18 protein-coding genes are annotated in these 18498 nt (G+C 60.4%); 3 read left to right on the forward strand and 15 right to left on the reverse strand.

The features are described from left to right. Positions 1–10: 10 nt before the first annotated feature. The 15 genes from NKH02_RS25460 to NKH02_RS25530 all read right to left on the reverse strand — a co-directional run bounded on the left by NKH02_RS25460 (position 11) and on the right by NKH02_RS25530 (position 14699). Complete coding sequence (locus NKH02_RS25460; RefSeq protein ID WP_352882432.1) at positions 11–1855, reverse strand: ABC transporter ATP-binding protein; 1845 nt, start codon at positions 1853–1855, stop codon at positions 11–13. Between the two features lie 72 nt (positions 1856–1927). Beyond that, the gene (locus NKH02_RS25465; RefSeq protein ID WP_352882434.1) at positions 1928–2833 is read right to left on the reverse strand and encodes an SIR2 family NAD-dependent protein deacylase; all 906 of its coding nucleotides are present in this window, start codon (positions 2831–2833) and stop codon (positions 1928–1930) included. A gap of 33 nt (positions 2834–2866) precedes the next feature. Continuing rightward, positions 2867–3079: a putative nitrogen fixation protein NifT gene (gene nifT, locus NKH02_RS25470; protein ID WP_352882436.1), complete on the reverse strand. Its 213-nt coding sequence runs from the start codon at positions 3077–3079 to the stop codon at positions 2867–2869. Then, positions 3076–3393, reverse strand: a complete 318-nt coding sequence (locus NKH02_RS25475; RefSeq protein ID WP_023736294.1) for a nitrogen fixation protein NifZ — start codon at positions 3391–3393, stop codon at positions 3076–3078. Before NKH02_RS25475 ends, nifT begins: the two co-directional genes overlap by 4 nt. A 96-nt stretch (positions 3394–3489) precedes the next feature. Next, positions 3490–3684 (reverse strand): 4Fe-4S dicluster domain-containing protein, encoded by a 195-nt coding sequence (locus NKH02_RS25480; RefSeq protein WP_023672218.1) that lies wholly within the window; start codon positions 3682–3684, stop codon positions 3490–3492. A gap of 32 nt (positions 3685–3716) precedes the next feature. Continuing rightward, positions 3717–5192, reverse strand: a complete 1476-nt coding sequence (nifB, locus tag NKH02_RS25485; protein ID WP_352882439.1) for a nitrogenase cofactor biosynthesis protein NifB — start codon at positions 5190–5192, stop codon at positions 3717–3719. 239 nt (positions 5193–5431) lie between these two features. Continuing rightward, entirely contained in the window at positions 5432–7195 is a 1764-nt protein-coding gene (nifA, locus tag NKH02_RS25490; protein WP_502913860.1) for a nif-specific transcriptional activator NifA, read from the reverse strand. Between the two features lie 179 nt (positions 7196–7374). Next, positions 7375–7674 (reverse strand): ferredoxin family protein, encoded by a 300-nt coding sequence (locus NKH02_RS25495; RefSeq protein WP_023678245.1) that lies wholly within the window; start codon positions 7672–7674, stop codon positions 7375–7377. Positions 7675–7685: 11 nt separating this feature from the next. After that, positions 7686–8993 (reverse strand): FAD-binding protein, encoded by a 1308-nt coding sequence (locus NKH02_RS25500; protein WP_352882441.1) that lies wholly within the window; start codon positions 8991–8993, stop codon positions 7686–7688. 9 nt (positions 8994–9002) lie between these two features. Further along, complete coding sequence (locus NKH02_RS25505) at positions 9003–10112, reverse strand: electron transfer flavoprotein subunit alpha/FixB family protein (protein WP_023766900.1); 1110 nt, start codon at positions 10110–10112, stop codon at positions 9003–9005. 17 nt (positions 10113–10129) lie between these two features. After that, positions 10130–10981, reverse strand: coding sequence for an electron transfer flavoprotein subunit beta/FixA family protein (locus tag NKH02_RS25510; RefSeq protein WP_352882443.1), 852 nt, complete (start codon positions 10979–10981; stop codon positions 10130–10132). Positions 10982–11169: 188 nt separating this feature from the next. Next, complete coding sequence (gene nifW / locus NKH02_RS25515) at positions 11170–11550, reverse strand: nitrogenase stabilizing/protective protein NifW (protein WP_352882445.1); 381 nt, start codon at positions 11548–11550, stop codon at positions 11170–11172. Next, complete coding sequence (nifV, locus tag NKH02_RS25520) at positions 11547–12755, reverse strand: homocitrate synthase (protein WP_352882448.1); 1209 nt, start codon at positions 12753–12755, stop codon at positions 11547–11549. The genes nifW and nifV overlap by 4 nt, the downstream gene beginning before the upstream one ends. A gap of 25 nt (positions 12756–12780) precedes the next feature. Continuing rightward, complete coding sequence (nifS, locus tag NKH02_RS25525; protein WP_352882451.1) at positions 12781–13947, reverse strand: cysteine desulfurase NifS; 1167 nt, start codon at positions 13945–13947, stop codon at positions 12781–12783. Positions 13948–14378: 431 nt separating this feature from the next. Next, on the reverse strand, positions 14379–14699 hold the full coding sequence (locus tag NKH02_RS25530) for a HesB/IscA family protein (protein ID WP_023766895.1): 321 nt from the start codon (positions 14697–14699) through the stop codon (positions 14379–14381). A 548-nt stretch (positions 14700–15247) separates the two neighbouring features. Here NKH02_RS25530 and hemP point away from each other — a divergent pair. The 3 genes from hemP (at position 15248) to NKH02_RS25545 (ending at position 18495) form a co-directional block, all read left to right on the forward strand. After that, positions 15248–15352 (forward strand): hemin uptake protein HemP, encoded by a 105-nt coding sequence (hemP, locus tag NKH02_RS25535; RefSeq protein ID WP_352601191.1) that lies wholly within the window; start codon positions 15248–15250, stop codon positions 15350–15352. 32 nt (positions 15353–15384) lie between these two features. Then, positions 15385–16452, forward strand: a complete 1068-nt coding sequence (locus NKH02_RS25540) for a hemin-degrading factor (RefSeq protein ID WP_352882453.1) — start codon at positions 15385–15387, stop codon at positions 16450–16452. A gap of 825 nt (positions 16453–17277) precedes the next feature. Then, complete coding sequence (locus tag NKH02_RS25545) at positions 17278–18495, forward strand: cytochrome P450 (RefSeq protein WP_352882472.1); 1218 nt, start codon at positions 17278–17280, stop codon at positions 18493–18495. The last annotated feature ends 3 nt before the right edge of the window (positions 18496–18498 follow it).

Raw genomic sequence — 18498 nt, forward strand, 5'->3', positions numbered from 1 at the left:
CCATACTGGGTCATATGCTATCACCTGGGCGCGTCTGGAGATCGTAAAGGGCCCTGTAGCGTCCCCGCTTCGCCAGAAGCTCTTCATGCGTGCCGCGTTCTACGATTTCGCCGTTATCGACAAAAAGGATCTGATCGGCATGCATAAGCGCACTCAGCCGGTGCGCGATGATGATCGTCACCCGATCCTTGGCGAAGCGCCGCGTCGCCGCGCGAATGCGCTGCTCGGTGCCGGCATCGATCGCGGCCATCGAGTCGTCGAAAACGACGACAGAGGGGCGCAGCATCATGGTGCGAGCAATCGTGAGACGCTGGCGCTGGCCGCCAGAGAGAGAGACGCCGCGTTCTCCCACGACCGTCTCATACCCTGCTGGGAGCCCTAGAATGTAGTCGTGGAGCTGGGCGAATTCGCCAGCGTGTTCAATTCGCTGTCTCTTCGCCCAGGGGTCGCCATAAGCGATGTTGTTCTCGATCGTGGTGGTGAATAGGAACGCATCCTGCTGTACAACGGCAACCGCCTTGCGAAGGCTCTCGAGGGTGACATTGCGTATATCCTGGCCGTCCAACGTGATGGCGCCACCGGTCACGTCGTAAAAGCGGGGGATCAGATGAGCCATCGTCGATTTGCCGGAACCCTGCGGACCGACGATCGCGATCGTCTCGCCTCTCCGGGCCTCAAAGCTGAGGTTCTTCAGAATGGCGCGGTTTTCGACATTGGGGTACGCAAATGAGACATTGTGGAAGCGCAGAGTGCCGTCGCTTATCTCAAGCGGTCTGGCCTCGAGAGCATCCCTGATCGTGATCTCCTGATCGAGGAGACCGAAAAGCCGCGAACCGCAGCTGGAAGCGCGGGCAAAGGCATTGACCATGAGGCCGATCTGGCGGACTGGCATTTGTAGGATGGTCATGAAGGTCAGGAAGGTCGCCATCGTTCCGACGCTGATCTCGCCAGCGATGAGCTTGTTGCCACCGATCCAAAGCACCAATCCCATTGCGAAAAAGAAGGACAAGGTCATCGCCGACGTGCTGGGTACGTAGATGTCAACGAGATCGTTGGCGAGGCCGAGCGCGGTCTTGGAAGCGCGGTCGAACTTCAGCATCTCATAGGATTGAGCCGCAAAAGCGCGGACCACGCGGATGCCTGCGAGATTTTCCTTCATCACGCGGCTTAGTACCGAAAGGCGCTCATAGAGGTCGAGCCAGGTGGCGCGCAGCCTAAGCTGTGTGGTCGATGAGCGCCAGGCGACAAAAGGCACGAAGCTCAGCGCGACCAGGCCGAGCATGAGATCGATCGAGATCATCATGTAGGCGCCGATCCCGATCAGCATGGTGAGCAGGACCACGCGAACGAGCGCGGTGGAAAAATACATCCGCACGCCTTGGAGATCGAGCATTCCGATGGTGATCAGATCGCCTGAATGGACCCGATCGTGAAAGGAAAAGCTGAGACGCTGGATCTTGTCGTAGTAGGCGAGCCGCAGTTCGTACGCGACATGATGCCCGACGGCTTCGGCAAAATAGTTCTGCGCCATCGTGAAAAGGCCGCGTAGCGCGCTGACGGCGAGCAGCAGGAGAGCCGGGGTCCAGAGCGCTTGTCCTGCCGCGCTCCCGGCGACACCGCCCCCGATGGCTGTCTGGGCCTGGTCGACAGCCCGGCCGAGAAGCTGGGGAATGAGCAACTGGAGGATTGCCGCCATGATCGTCGAGCCCATAGCGAAGGCGACCTGCCAGGGATGCCGAAAATTCATACGCGTTATGCGCAACAGCGTACTCAAATCCCGGCCCCAGCGCGCCGCTTCAACATGGGTCAACGAATTCAGAGCGTTCGTTGCGCTGCCGACAGCATCACTGTTCACGGGTGTATTCCCGACTGCATTTTGCGCCTTCGAGGAAAGCCGAAGGACGCATCATCAAAGGCGACCGCCATTTTAATCCTGTCCACAACCTGCAGCCTTGCCCGTTCCCAGAAGCCGAGCCGCCGCTTGACTAAGTGGCATGTCGATCACCGTGATTCCGCTTGCCGCAAGGAAACGCGCTTCGTTTCTGGTCAGGGATTCCGCGTCCATTACGGTGCAATAGGGACCGCGGGAGCGTTTCATGATCTGTCTGGCGTAGGTGCGCAGCATCTGATCGTTGAAGCGGCAGCCAACGAAGAAAAATCCACGGGTGATGCGCCGTTCCTTCACCACGTCTGGGATCGGTGTCTGGATATCAATTTCGGTCAGGACTTCGACATAGTCGGAATCTGCGACGAGAAAGTTTTGCGAGGGCCTACTACTCCCGTGAGGTGCATAGAGGACCGTCTTTGCCCCCGATTGAGCGTCGAGCTCCCTCCCGGACAAATCGTAGGTTTTTGTCCAAATGTTGCCGATCTCGTTCGCGCGCGTGACGCCTTGTATCTCAACGACGTCCGTTCGGCCGGTCTCCACGAGAGCCGTGCGCATCGCGCTGTCATACCAGCTGTCGATGATGAGGGAGAGCGGCAGCCTTGCGAGCCAGGCGTGGAGGAGGGTTGGCCTCACCGGCGCTGCGAATATCTCCGTCATCCAAGCTTGAAGCGTCCGGCGATGCCGGCGCTGTTCGATGAACTGCGCAACCGACCACATATTGGTGCGGATCCTGGAAGGGGCGGGCGCCCGTGCATTGAGTGCCGCGGCAACGACCTCCGGAGTATGCGGCACAGGCGGTTCCGCACAGTTGAACCCAAGAAGACCCGGACCGAGATAAGGGATCACCTCATCGGCGGCGAGCGCTTCCTTCGCCAAGTCAAGCAGCTTATCGGCAAAACTGTCCCGCACTATGACGAGGTGGCCCGATGTCAGGATCGTATTCATGCTCGTTTCCTCGCGACGCACTTAGCGGCAGCATCAGTCCTCTTCGGAAACCTTCCTTGCCTCGACAGTGATCGGCAGACGCGTATCCCGTGGGAGATCGGGTAAGACGAGCCGCCACCCGTTCCGGAGCGTGATAGTTCCGCCCCACAACTCTTCCTTCTCGATCTTGATGATCGGCTCTTCGAGGTCTTTTTTGGGGACATACGCCGACAAGCCAGCATCGGTCCTGCGGATCATGACTTTCATCTGGCCGTCCCTTCATTGGAATTGCTTTCAGCACTGCAGGACTCGGCTTTCTCGAGGCTCATCAGTTCACGCGCTCGCATGCCGACGACGGTGCCACGGTCGATCCACTCGACCGCATAGATGAAGAACTGCTGGAGAAAGGTGCCGATGTCGCGCACATATCCCTCGTCGCCCTTGCGCACGAGATTTTCGCCGATTTCCCTGCCGGGATAGGTGCCGTCATTCTTTATGTGGCGAGTGGCACGTACCCGCTCTCCCGGCATGAATCGTGGGGGCCTGCGGATTTCGATCTCCTCTTCGCGTCCGAGCGACATGTCCGTTCCCTGATTTCTCTTGCGGCTGCAGATTGTGAACAAGGCGCTCCAGGCGTCCTGCGTAGGCAGCCCCAACAATGTCGGCAGCCCATGGGGTCACGCAGGAACGCAGGTCTTCGGCACCGGGCATACCGAGGCACATTGCTGCGCATCGAAGACCCCCTCGCATTCGGTGCACTTCTGTGACTCGATCACGTAGCTCTCGCCTTTGAACTTGATCGCGCCGGAAGGACATTCGAATTCGCAGGCACCGCATTGGGTGCACTGGGATGCGATGATCTTGAAAGCCATTTTAACTCCTGGTCCGAATGAAATGAGACAGCTCAGGCCGTCGCCGCGAGTGCGGGGGCCCCTGACGTGGCGGTGTAAATCGCGCTGATTGCCGTCTCGATATAGTCATGGGCATAAGCATCGGTCGCTTGGATTCCAGCCTCCGCGAGCTGATCCTGCGGGCAAGTTCCAATCCTAGCGCACAGCACGATATCTATGCCTTGAAGGGTTGCGATGATGCCATCGAGGGCGGCCTCTGCGCTCCAGCCGCCGAGACAATACTGCTCGACCTTGCGATGCCCGACAAAGCTGATCCCTCTCGGCGAGGCTTCGTAAACCTGGAATTCCTTCGCATGGCCGAAATGTTCGTTGACGCGGCCGCCGCCCTTGGTCGCCACCGCGAAGAGGACGGATTTGCCGGGCCTCGCTGCCTTGACCAATCCGATCGCTTCACTTCTGGCCGCCACGTGATCACGGCGCTCCTGCGCGACCAGCTCCCGATAGGCCTTACGCTTGCTGGCATCGTAGGTGACCTCGCCGGGAATCCGGTCGGCCGTGAATTCTTGGCCACGATCCTCGCCAAGCATGCCGACGGCATCTGCCCGGCACTGCCGGCAGTGGCGCATCAACTGGGCGCCGCCTTCGACACGATCCTGAAGAGCTTTCATCTCCATTGCGTTTGGGCCGCGCTGCCCGCTCAGTCCGTAATGCGTGCCGTGTGCCGGGTCAGAAATCAGCGGCATGAGGTTGTGCAGGAACGCGCCTCGCTCCTTGACGCATCTATTCACCTCGATCAGATGCTCATCGTTCACGCCAGGAATCACCACCGAATTGATTTTGGTGAGGATGCCGCGCGCGGTCAGCATCTCCAGGCCCAACATCTGCCGCTCGTGCAGCATCCGGGCGGCTTCGATGCCGACGTAGCGGCGATGGTCGTAAAAGATCCAAGGATAGATCTTTGCACCGACCTCAGGGTCGACCATGTTGATGGTGATCGTCACGTGATCGACATTCATGTCGGCAAGCTCCTCGACACGGTCCGGCAGCGCCAGCCCATTCGTGGAGATGCAAAACTTGATGTCTGGGATTTCCCTGGCGACCCGCGCCAAGGTTGCCTTCGTCTTCTTCCAGTCGTAACAGGCATCGCCCGGTCCGGCGATGCCGAGCACGGAAAGCTGAGGCACCTCGTTGGCGACCGCGATCACCTTGCGTAGCGCCTGGTCGGGCGTCAGCTTTTCAGAGGCCACCCCAGGCCGGCTTTCGTTGGCGCAGTCATATTTGCGATTGCAGTAGTTGCACTGGATGTTGCAGCCCGGCGCGACCGCGACGTGCATGCGCGCGAAATAGTGATGCGCCTCTTCTGAAAAGCAGGGGTGATCCTTGATCTTCTCCCAGACAGCCGGATCCGTGTCGTCGGGCTTTGTCGACGAGCCGCAGGATGACGCGCAGCCACCGGGTTTCATGGTGCCAAGCAACTGGTCACCGAATGTCGTGCTGAGGCTCTCAAGCGAAATTGCCGGTGCAGACATGAACGGCTCCGTTGCTGCGTGATGTCGCAGTCCAAAGCGCAAGAGCTATGCCAGCTCAAAGAGCTGTTTCGGTTCACGAATAGGCTTGTCGTGTCAGATTCCTTCGGATTGCTCCGACACACCTTTGTCGGGCTTACGACAGTGGACACGCAAATAGGGTCGCGAGGCTACCAGCCTTGGGCGCGCAAAGTGTGAACGAGACCACTCCGGGCTGCTTACGGTTGACGTCATCACGACGTCTAGAATTTCTTCACCACGATACCATGCCGGCGCAGGGCGTAGCCGACTTGCCGCGGCGTGAGGCCGAGGATACGAGCCGCCCTGGCCTGAACCCAACCGGCCTTGTCCATCGCGTCGATCACCCGGTCGCGTTCCGCCAGACGCGGGGGACAAGTGGGATCGTTCGGATCGCCGGCCGTAAAGGGAGATATCTTGCCTGCGGAGGCACCGATGCAACTGGCCGGCAGCCGCAATCCGACCGGCACTGCGTTGACCCGTGCGAGATCGTCGATGGCATTGCCGCCATTCGAGCGGTCGGCTCGCTTCCAGAGGAGCCAGGAAAGGCACTGGCCCTTCTTACAGGCGAAATCGGATGGCGTGATCGTGATTGAACGCGCAAGTGTGGCCGTCCTTTGGACGCAGTTCTCCAGCTCGCGGACGTTACCAGGGAAGTAACATTGCGAGATCAGGTCAAGCGCCGGCGGCGCGAAGGCGAGTGCGCGATCGTTCTCCTTGTTGAACCGGTTGAGAAAGGCGTTCGCAAGGCGTGGAATATCGCCGGGTCGCTCTCTGAGCGGAGGCAGGATAATTGGCACGACATTGATGCGGTAATAAAGGTCGGCCCTGAACTCCCCTTTTATGACGGCCGTCTCGAGGTCCTTGTTGGTGGCGCATATGAGGCGCACGTCGACCTGTAGCGTTTTGGTGCCGCCGACTCGCTCCAACTCGCCTTCCTGCAAGACACGCAACAGCTTGGCTTGAAAGGCCGGCGAAATCTCGCCGATTTCATCAAGTAGCAGCGTTCCCTCATTTGCCAATTCAAAACGACCGGCGCGCTGGGAGATAGCACCCGTGAAAGCGCCCTTTTCATGCCCAAACAGTTCTGACTCCAGAACGCTTTCAGACAGTGCGGCGCAGTTCAATTTGACGAAAGACTTCTTCCTCCGACGTGAGAGCTTATGGATGGCCTGCGCAAAGAATTCCTTGCCGGTGCCGCTTTCACCCCGCAGAAGCACGGTGGAATTGGTCCCTGCTACGACCGAGACGGTTTCGAGCACCTGCTTGAGTGCGGGGCTTTCCCCGATGATCCCGTCGATTTTGGCATCCGCATGCCGGGCAGGGTCGTAGGTCCTCCCCTCGTTGGGCGATTTCTCCGGTCCCGATTGCTCATGGCCACACCGCTGACGATCTGTACTCAGGGCGCGATGGAGGCGGATGGTCCGGCCGACAAGGTTGGCGACCATCGTCAGGAAATAAATGTCCTCGTCGTCGCGAAAGTCGGTGGCGCCGTCTCCGGCGCGGTCGATCGACAATGTCCCAAGGATATCATGATCAGCCTTTAGCGGGATACCGATAAAGGCAATTGGGATGGTTCCGATGCTCGAAGACGTTTGAAGGTCAGCCTGAAATAGTTGGGACTTGCGCACGTCCGGTATGAAGAGCGGCGTCCCCGTAGCGACGATTTGATCTGTTACGGCCTGTGGTATGACGCGGCGAGTGCCTGATTGACGTACGTGGGTATTGCCGGCAGTCGCGGCAATCTCCAGCTCTCCTTCAGCGTCCAGGACGACGATTGCTCCGTGACGCATCTGCAGAAATGAAGGCAGGACGTTCACGACATTGGCGAGCGTAATCTCCAGCTCGCTGGGGGCGGTCAGCACCTTCGATATCTCGTAGAGTCCTCTGAGCGCGATATCTGATTGGGGCATGCTTTTGATGGGCGGTTCAGGGCGGGTCCCCCGAGGTCCAACCTCGTCGACCCGATCTTGCGGTCCGTGGGTCATGGAAACACCTCAGGGGTTGTCGTCCAGAGTGCTCCTCCTTTTTTATCTGAATTCTGAAAGCACAGTATTCACGAGCTTCTCTTCGTCAAAGCGACGATCGAAGCAAAGAAAATAGACTTGGCGTTGGGCGAGACCTAAACTGTATCAAGATCAACCCTCTTAATACGTGCGTGCGTCGGTCATCCGAATTTGAAGAGGACTCCGAAACCGCCGCGTGGATAGTTCCACTCGATCTCGCCACTGGTCTCACACAAAATCCGGCAGGTGCCGCACTCCATGCAGCCGTCAGCAGTGATCTCCACTTGACCTTTGTCGTTCAGCTCATAACATTTCGCCGGGCAGACGTGGGTAAGCGCGAGCAAGTTCGCGCTTGGCCTCTCGTGCGGTCGCACTTTGATATGCGGACGGCCGGAATCCACCAAGTAGCGGTTCTGGTAAAGCTTGTCCTCGACACGTGACTTTGTCACTGCGATCGTCATTTCGTCTCCCTTCAGCGCCACGCCAATGCAAGGCGGACCGCGTCGCTGACCAGCCCCCAACGCGAGCGCGCCTTGATGAAGGCCGCCGTGGTCGCCTTTTCCTTCTCGATCTTCGGAGTGCCGTCGACACGCATGAAGTTCTGCGCGGCTTGCGACATCAACCGCGGATAAGTTGTGAAGTAATTGCAGGAATTGGTGTGGAGCAAGGCCGGCATATCTTTGTATTTCTTTAGGTCCTTGACCACGAAGGACTTGTCCAGCATGGCTTTGTAAAGAGCGAGATTTCGTTTGGTCATAGGAGCGTTGCGGCTGTTGACCTCGATGATTGCCTCAGCCGCGATGCGGCCGGAGGTCATGGCGAGGTTCGAACCCTCGCGGTGAATGGCGTTGTTCAGTTGCGCGGCATCGCCGACCACGACCCAACCATCGCCAAACAGCTGCGGAATAGCCTTGTAGCCGCCTTCGGGAATGAGGTGTGCGGAATATTCTTTCACTTCCGAGCCGGCGATCAGCGGCCGGATCGAAGGATGGCTCTTTAAGGCATCAAGGAGAACGTAGGGGCTCTCGACCATCCCGGCAAAATCGGAGACGAGGCAGCCGATGCCCAGTGAGATCGACTCCTTGTTGGTGTAGAGGAAGCCGAGCCCGGCCATGCTGCGGGAGGTCGTGCCCACCGCCTCGATCACGCAGCCTTCATCGCCCTTGACGCCGAACCGCTGCTCAATGACCTCTTCGGGCAGGAAATGCATTTCCTTAACGGCGAGCGCCACGGTTTGCGGCTTCGGCATCTGCCGCAGGCCGGCTCGCGTGCCAAGCAGTCCGCAGACACCTTCTGCGAGAACGACCACGTCCGCGTAGATGGCTCCGCCGGCCCGGTCTGTGCGCACGCCAATCACCCTGTCCTTGGCGTCACGGATGAGCTCCGTCACGGTCGTCTCGCACAGAACCGTCGCGCCGGCCTCGCGCACCTTACGCGAAAACCATTTGTCGAACTGGGCACGGATGATTGTGTATCGGTTGGGCTTGGCCTCATTGAAGTCGTCCGACCGATAGTGAATCCCGGTATGGGATGTGTCGTCCATCACCCAAAGCCGCTGTTCAACCAAATGCCGCTCGAGAGGCGCATCGTCCCTGAAATCCGGGATGATCTTCTCCAGCATGTTCGCGTACATGATGGCACCTTGGACATTCTTGGAGCCCGGATATTCACCGCGCTCCAACTGCAGCACCTTTAGGCCATGGCTGGCCATGGTGTAAGCAGCTGCGTTTCCGGACATGCCTGCCCCAACAACAATGGCGTCGAAGTTTTCCTCGATCATGTCCGTCCCTTAGCTTGCAAGCTTATCGCGACTGTGGGGCGACAGCCGCCGGGTGAAGGCTTCCGTCAGTGCGGGCAGGAAGCGGATCGCGTCGGTGACGATTCCGAGGTGAGCGAAATCGAAAATCGGCGCGTTCGGGTCGGTGTTGATGGCCACGATGAGATCCGCCCCCTCGACGCCAACCCGATGCTGGACGGCGCCGGAAATCCCGGCTGCTATGTAAAGCTTCGGCCGGATGGTCTTGCCAGTTTGGCCGATCTGCCGATCAGCTGGCATCCAGCTCTTCTGGACTAACGGGCGCGAACAGCCATGCTCGGCGCCGATTGCTCGCGCGAGGTTCTTCACAAGCTGCAGGTTCTCCGCCGCGCCAAGACCAAGGCCTCCCGCAACCACGACGTCGGCATAGGCAAGGTTTGCCTTTGCCGACTGATTGTCCGGCAGGAAGCCGAGGACTTTGGTAGCGATCTCGTCCTCGGCAAGCGAGAGCTTGTGCCGGATGACACGCCCGACCGGTTTATCCGTCCGCTGCGGCATGGGCATGACCCTTGGCCGCACTGTCGCCATCTGAGGGCGGAAATTGAGCGTATAGATCGTGCACAACAAGGAACCGCCGAAAGTCGGACGCGTGGCGGCGAGCGAACTGTCGGTATCCACATCGAGTTCGGTGCAGTCGGCCGTGAGCCCTGTCTGCAAGGTCGTCGCCACGGAGCCGGCAAGATCCCTGCCGAGTGTGGTGGCACCGAGAAGAAGGATTTCGGGTTTGTGGGTATCGACCAGATCCGTCATCGCCTTGGTGAAAGGCTCGTTCCGATAGTCGGCGAGCAGGGGCGCCTCGGCGATGTAGACAAGGTCAGCACCATAGGCGAATGCTTCGGCAACGGCGTTCCCGACGGCCTCTCCCGGCGGTCCGAGCACGACGCCTGCAAGCTGGACCTGAAGCTTGTCTGCTAATTTGCGGCCTTCGCCGAGCAGCTCGAATGATACGGGGTGGACCTGGCCGCGTTCGAGCTCGATGAAGACCCAGACGTGCCGGTAGTCCTTGAAATGGGCGGGCAGCTCCTTCTTTATGCCGGCGCGGCCGGCGGCAGGGCGAGGGGTTTCTCGGTTCGCGGTCGACATCGTTTTGCTCCTTGCCGTCACGCGCCGCCGTTGAAGGCGAGCTCATGTTCCAGCGCCGGCTGGCGGGTGAAGATTGCGGTGATGAGTTCGTCAGCGACATCGCGCAAGGGCTTCTCGGCGGTGTCGATTAGTGCCGCCTTTTCAGCTCGAGCAGGAGGGGCGAAAACACGCTTGACGACCGTCGGTGAGCCGCGCAGGCCGCATTTGGTGAGATCCTCAATGCCGGCGTCGGCCGCGCTCCATTTCAAGACCTGGCTGCGCGCGGCGCACAAGGCGTCGTGGATCGAGCCCCGGCGGATCTCGTTTGTGCCTTCCAGCATGGTGATGAGACAAGGCAGCCTGCTCTTCAGCATCTGTGTGCCGCCTTCGGAGCGGCGCTCGACCTTGATCTCGCCTGCAGCAAGGTCAATAGAGGGGATCTTCGCGACATAGGTCAGTTGCAGGAGTCCGAGGCGCTTGGCGATGCCGGGCCCGACCTGGGCGGTGTCGCCATCGATCGTCTGCTTGCCGGTGAAGACGAGGTCTGGCGTGCCGAACGTCTCGCCGACCTTCGCGATTGCCTGGGAAAGGGCGAACGAGGTCGCCAGCGTGTCGGAGCCGGCAAAATAGCGGTCGGTCAAGAGCACCGCTCGGTCGGCGCCGTAGCCGAGCGCCTTGCGCAGCGCGTCCTCTGCCATGGGCGGACCCATGGTGAGCACAGTGACTTCGCCGCCATAGGCATCGCGCAGTCTGAGCGCTTCTTCGAGGGCGAACAGGTCGTAAGGGTTGATGATGGTCGGAACACCCTGGCGCATGATTGTGTTCGTCACCGGATGGACCCTTATCTGTGCCGAGTCCGGCACCTGCTTGATGCAGATTACGATGTGCATTGGCGGTTTCTCTAGGCTCCTGTCCGGGTGCGGGCATTGCGGTTATCTTCTTGATCCGCATAATTCGTGCCAAGTCTCTTGCGCTGCCCCCTTTCCTACAACTTCGGCTGGTTGTTTCTGACGGCGCTGTGGTGATGACCGGATTTGTCGGCTGCTCGACATTGTCGCGTCGCAACCCTTGTCGCCGCTCATTCCCGTCCGAACCGCTTCAGTACCGAGTCGAACGGGACAAAGGTGTGACCCGGCGCGGCAGGTTTGTTCGGATCGTGGTCTTTGAGCACCTTGAAGACCCGATGCGTGAGCGGCGAGGAAATCGCAAAGTCCTCGTAAGCGCGTTCGAGCGTCGCGCGCACCCTCGCGGCAATCACCTGGTCGGGCAGACCGGAGAAATCTTCTTCGGCAAGGTATTGGCCCACGCGCTTCATTATATGGAGCCGCGAGACATTCAGCACCTTGGGGTCATAGAAGACGCCAAGGACTGAGAAGAACTCCTCCGCGGCCGACAGGCGCTTCAGTCGTGCGAGGATGTCTGTGACATCGATGGGGCGGCTGTCAGCGGAACAACTCATTGCATTCTCCCTGGTCGCAAAACTGTGACCTTTGCGCGCGCGCGCACGGCTGACCTGGACCCGCACAGCTCGAAGAGGGACGCCTCGCTGCACATTTTATCGTAGAGCTCGACCAGTTGAGTTGCAGTGAGCGTCGATTTGGTCTCGGCCGCCTCGCGCCGGACGCGGGCCACCATCGCGGCTGCCAGATCCGGGTCGAGATCGCGACCGCTTTCGCTCAGCACATGGGCAATCGCAGTGGCGCCGGAATGCTTGCCGATGACGATCCGCCGGCAGCGGCCCACGAGAGCCGGATCAAGCCCCTGATAAGTACGCGAGTCCTTCAGCAGCCCTGCGACGTGAATGCCGGATTCGTGGGTGAAAACATCGGCGCCGACGACCGGCTTAGTGGCCGCGGTCTGCCGGCGGGCGGCCCAAGCCACCTGGGCGGCGAGGCCGGGCAATGCGGTCAGCTCGATGCCGGTATCTGCGCCGCCGAAGACCGCCATCGCGGCGGCCACCTCTTCCAGCGCGGCATTGCCCGCACGCTCGCCGAGCCCCAGGACGGTGACGGAGGCATGGCGCGCGCCTGCGCGGATCGCGGCTAGCGTGTTGGCGCCAGCAAGTCCGAGATCGTTGTGCGCATGAAATTCAAGGTCGATTGGAGACTGCGCCACGAGCTGGGCGACAAGTTCAAAGGTCGAAAACGGGTCGAGAACACCGACCGTGTCGGCTAGCCTGACGCGGCTTGCGCCGGCGCGTGCAGCCGTCTCGATGACGCGGGCGAGATGATCCCGATTGGCCCGCGAGGCATCCTCGCAGCCCACCGCGACAAAGAAGCCGGCGGCGGCGGCGCGCCTGACCATATGATCGATGACCTGGAGCGCCCCCGCCTTGTCGAGGCCGAGCTTGGCGGCAAGTTGGATGTCCGACCCTGGCAGCGATAGATTGACGGCGTGGACGCCGCTCTCGATCGCTGCATCGAGATCCAGCGACGTCATCCGGCACCAGGCCATGAGCCGAACCGGAAGACGCCGCGCTACCACGGCGCGAATTGTTTCGATCTCGTCGACGCCCATGACCGGCGTGCCGATCTCGATCTCTGTCACGCCGGCCGCCGCAAGAGACTCAGCGATCTCCAGCTTTTCCGTCGTGGTAAAGGCGACGCCCGGCGCCTGCTCGCCATCGCGCAAGGTCGTATCGTTGAGAGAGACATGACGGGTCATGACCGGTAGCCTGTTCTTCTGCCGCTCACGCATAGACCGGATTACCCGGCCCAGAACCGAAAAAGCTGCGCAGCTTCCCCACGATTGCCGGCATGACCTCGAGCACCCGGTCGATATCCTCTTCGCTGTTGTCCCGCGCCAAGGAGAAGCGGACTGCCGCGTGCGGCGTTTTCATCGCGCTTAGGACATGGCTTGATTCCAGAGAGCCGGAGGTGCAGGCCGAGCCAGAGGAACACGCGATGCCAATGCGGCTGAGGAGAAGTGGAATTCCATCACTGTCGACATGTTCGAAGGAGATGTTTGCGGTATTGGGCAACCGTTGCAGGGGATCACCAGTGACACAGGTGCTTGGGATGCGCTGGAGGATCCCGCCCTCCAGACGATCGCGGAGCGACTTTACCCGTGTGGTCTCGTCGTCCATGAATTTCAATGCGAGTTCGGCCGCCGTGCCGAGCCCGGCTATGCCGGGCGTATTCTCGGTGCCAGCACGCCGGTTGTGTTCTTGGTGGCCCCCCTTGATCAGCGAATGGAAGTTCACGCCACGTTTTACGAAAAGCGCACCGATCCCTTTCGGCCCGTGCAGCTTGTGGCCGGAGAGCGACAGCATGTCGATTGCGGTCGACTTCAGGTCCATCGGAAGCTTGCCGACCGCCTGCACAGCATCGGTATGGAATAGGGCGCCCACTTCCTTGGCCAACTCGGCAAGCCTGGCCACGGGGAAGATCACACCAGTCTCGTTGTTCGCCCACATTATGGAAACGATTGCCACCTGTGGGGTGAGGGCGGCCATATAGGCGTCGAGGTCGAGCCGGCCACGGCAATCCACCGGGATCCTGTGCACCTTGACGCGGCGGGTCTTCTCAAGATGCGCGCAAAGCGTCAGCACGGCGGGATGCTCGACCGCGGACGTAACGATCTCGGTTCGGTTGGGCGCCGCCTCGAGCGCTGAAAGAAGCGCTGCATTGTCGCTTTCTGTCCCACCCGAGGTGAAGGTGATCTCATCGTCGAACTCCGCGCCGATCAGCGCTTGCAACTGCCTCCGCGCCTTTGTCACCGCCGCACTGACTGAGGCGCCAAGAGCGTGCGCCGACGAAGGGTTGGCGAATTGATCCCTAAAGAACGGCAACATCGCTTGCAGGACCGCAGGATCGACCCGTGTGGTTGCGTTGTTGTCGAGGTAGACAGGCTTCATAGGTGCGATCCTCAGTTGACCAGAATGACGCGGCGCGGACCGACTCGTTGAGCCTCTGGCGCATGCCGTTGATGATAATGGGCCTGAACTGGCAGCCCGCGCAGACGCCCGGAGTGTTTGACGCAGACCGGATCTCCGTCGAGATGGACATGTTCGCAGTGGCCGCCGTCAGCCGTAAGGACGCCCGAACGCGATAACGTTATCGATGAGCCGAATTTGGCACAGCAGCGCGATCTGTCCGCAAGCAGCTCGGGTGACACCAGGACTCGAGCTGTTTCGGGAGGCGGCGTTCTTTGCACCTTACCGGAAGCGAATGGCGGTCCCGAGATCCGTTTTCCTTGGTCTTTAGGACGGGGACATCTGTCGTGCCGGCCATATAAGTCTCCTCTGCCGCAAAATGAGTCCGACGGCCGCATAGGGCCTTCGGGCGTTTAACTGAAGGACTTGCCGCAGCCGCACTTCTCGCGCGCATTGGGGTTATCGAAGACAAAGCCGGAAGATTCGAGCCCGGTGAGGAAGTCAACGGTCATGCCGGCGACATGTGGTTGGGAGCCCGCGTCCACGAACAGCTTGATCCCATTTGTGCCAGTGATCGCGTCGCCCTCGCGCGACACGCTCTCCAGGCCCATTAAGTATTTGAAGCCGGCGCAGCCGCCGGCCTCGACCATAATGCGAAAGCCTTCCGCCGGCTCGCTGGCGCGGGAAAGAGCAGTCTTGAAGGCGGCAACAGCGTTGTCGGTGAGCGTAATCATGGCTCCATTCTCCTCAGTCCGGGACCTGCTTGCGCATCACGTCGCATGCACCGTGCCAAAGCGAAGAAACGTTTCAACACAGCGCGGCATCTCTGACACTGCCGTGCTTCTTGTGAGTGCATTGCTGCGAAGCTGTCGGCCAACCGACACGTACTGTCGGGTTTGTCGGGATCGCCACGAGGGATGTTGGGCCTGAGTTCTTGGTTGAACTCACATCAGCAAATACAGAACGTCTTCTGAGCTTGCTTCGGCGCAATTGGCACGGTTTTTGAGGCTCCGTTTGGCGAGGCGGCAAAGAGCATGCCGATCCACAATCCTGCCGTGGGTGCCCTCGCGATGGATGGGGCGAAGCAAGGGAGCAACATGTCAGGACCGGGTCAGATACGCCTTGTTTGGCAAAGCAGCGCCGCCCGTGGCATCCGAATGCCCGCTTGGCCGATTGCGACAACACCCACACTCGCTCACCACCGCCCAGTAGCCGCCGACCGGCTCAACGGGATGCCATCCGGCATGTGCCTGCTCGCCGGTTTTCGCGCGGGTGCGACGCCGTGTGCACGCTGTCCAGCGACACTTTGTTCATGGGCCAGCAGCAGATCAGGATCGAGCATTTCGGCGCGCCTTATCGGCTGAAGATTCCCGGGCAGGGCAGCTGATCCTCACACGTAGGTGGAAGCAGGGGTAAGACATGGACCAACGCGAGAAACCGTCGCCCGACGAAATCCGGCGGGCGTGCAAAGACAATCAGAAAATCCGGGAGCATGATCTCGCAGCTCGATTGGGCATTTCGGAAGCCGAATTGGTCGCGGCGCATTGTGGTCACGGCGCGGTGCGCATCGAGCCGCGCGTTGATGATCTGCTGACCGGCCTCGAAGCGGTCGGCGAGGTGATGGCAGTCACCAGCAACGAAAGTGCCGTGCACCAAAAGATCGGCGTCTACGACAAAGTGGTCACCGGCAACCAGCATGCCATGGTGCTCGGCGACGACATCGACCTGCGCATCTTCCCGAAAGCGTGGGCGTATGGCTTCGCCTTCGAGAAGCGCGAGGGAGCCGAGATCCGCCGCAGCCTGCAATTCTTTGATGCCGCCGGCGAGGCGATGCACAAAGTACATCTCAGGCCCGCCTCGAACCTGCACGCCTATCAGGATCTGACGGCAGAGCTCGTATCCTACGACCAGGAGCCGATCATATCGGTCGAAGCGGGCGGTGCGCGCGATAACGCAGTGAGTCCAGACCAAGCCGCCACGGCCGACGACCTACGCGAGCACTGGAGCCGGCTGAGCGACGTGCATCAGTTCTACCATATGTTGAAGACACTGAAGCTCAGCCGCTGCCAGGCAATGCGTATGGCCGACGAAGATTACGCTTGGCTGCTCGACAATGATGCCGTTGGCGCCCTGTTCCAACAGGCGGCCGAAGACGAGATGCCTATCATGTGCTTTGTCGGCAATCGTGGTTGCATCCAGATCCATTCCGGCCCGATCAAGTCGGTCAAGCAGATCGGGCCGCGGATCAATGTGCTCGACGAGACTTTCCATCTGCATCTGAGGACCCATCACATCCGCGAGGTCTGGGCCGTGCGCAAGCCGACGAGGGACGGTCACGTCACGTCCATTGAAGCCTATGGCGCCGACGGCAAGATGATCATCCAGTTCTTCGGCACGCGCAAGGAAGGCGAACGCGAGCGCAGCGACTGGCGGTTTCTGGCCGAGAGTCTGCCACGCATTCCCGGTCCGGGCGACAGGGATGTATAGAGTGTGCCGACAGGCCCTCGGATTGAACCGGCCGCTATAGGACTCGGCACCACGTTCCGACAGCGGCTCGCGAGGAAATTTAGGTCCACGTGCGATAGTGCTTGCCGTCGTAGCGCATACGCACGGTTAGGTGTGCGCGCCGGAATTGACCGCGTCGATAAAGGCAGGCTCGTCGTCGTCCGGACCGGTGCGCACGACTGCATCGCCGTCTGACGGAAATCCTTGCAGCGGCTACAACAACGCATATGCCATCAGCGCCGAACCGAAGCGGAAGCGCCGCCGGGTCTTATCGGACCGCACCCGAACCGTGCGCTGGATTGCGTCGTTACTCAATCCAGGCCGTGCGAGCGATCTTCTCGCCCGTCACCGGAAGGCAGTGCAGCAGCAGCCAGGCCGAACAGGCCGATGTCGCGGACTCGAAACCGACCGTGGATGTCGGTTGTCGGACGCTGTCCTGAGAATGGTGGACAGGTGATCATCAACTTAGTGGCGGCGGGCCCAGTGCTGGCTGGCGTCGCTTGGCGCAGGCTAGGGGTAGGCCTATCCGGCACGCGACTTGCTTCGATAATTTGGTCAGCGGGGCGTCAGCAGTGCGTCACGGAGCTCAGCGGTGATTGACCACCTCTCAACCCTATCGGGGATAAGCGGCGGCTTTGCTTCATGACCGCAGCGCAGCGGAGATGCCTTTTGATTGACTTCGCAACCGATCTCATCCGCACTGGCAGTGGGCTGATCGGGCGACAGAATCTCGAAGGCGCCCGACACGAGACGCACCCAGCGGTGCAATCTCGATCGAGCCATGAACGCCAATGTAGAGAAAGCAAAATGGCAACCAACCCCGTTCCAGATCATGTCCCGCCCGAAATGGTGAGGGATTTCAGCCTGTTTACGTCGCCAGGGATGCCACCAACACTCAACGGGGATCCACACGCAGCTGTCGCTTGCGTACATGACGGGCCTCCGATCTTTTACTCCCGCTACAACACGCAAGATGGCCGGGGTACCTGGGTCATCACCCGTGCCGCGGACCAGCGGAAGGTGCTGCAGGACGCAGAGACTTTTTCCAGCCATCGCAGCATCTTCTCCTCCATACTGGGTGAAAACTGGCCGACGATCCCGCTTGAGCTCGATCCACCGGCCCATGGCGTCTTTCGCTCACTGCTCAATCCGCTGCTTTCGCCAAAGCGGGTGTTGGCTTTGGAACCGGAGGTCCGCGAACGGGCGGTCGAGCTGATCAAAAGGATCGCCGCGTCGGGCACAAGCTGCGACGTGATGAAGGATTTTGCCTTTCCTTTCGCGGTGAGCACCTTTCTTCGCTTTCTGGGGTTGCCTGATGACCGACTCGATACATTCGTCGGCTGGGGAAAAGATCTGCTCCACGGCGACGATAAGGAACGACCTGTGGCTGCCCGGACAATCGTGGCATTCATCGACGAACTTGCAGCCATGCGCCGCCAGGAGGCGGTTGACGATTTCATGACCTTTATCGTGCAGGCACAGGTCGAGGGCCGCCGGCTGACGGACACCCAAGTCCGCGGCATCGGCGTGCTTGTCTTCGTCGCTGGGCTCGACACAGTCGCAGCAGCTATAGGCTTTGACTTGGCCTACCTCGCACGCAACCTCAAAGATCAGCAATTGCTGCGGAGCGAACCGGACCGCATCCCGCTCGCAACCGAAGAATTGCTGCGGGCCTATCCGCCCATTCAGTTGATCCGCGTGGCCACGAAGGATATCGACTTCGAAGGCGCGCCGATCCGGAAGGGGGACTATGTTTCCTGCGCCACCATGATTGCCAATCGTGACCCGGCGGAATTCGAATGCCCCAACACGATCGATTTGGAGCGGGAGGACAACCGCCACGCCGCCTTTGGTTATGGTCCCCACCGTTGCCTTGGCTCACACCTTGCCCGGCGGGAGATTGTCATTGGCCTGGAGGAGTGGCTGGCGCGCATCCCGGCTTTCAGGATCAAGCAGGGTACGGCACCGATAACCTCTGGCGGCCATGTGTTCGGGATCGAGAATTTGATCCTAGACTGGTCCTAGGCC

The sequence above is a fragment of the Mesorhizobium sp. M1396 genome, from assembly GCF_040317725.1.
Lineage (GTDB): Bacteria > Pseudomonadota > Alphaproteobacteria > Rhizobiales > Rhizobiaceae > Mesorhizobium.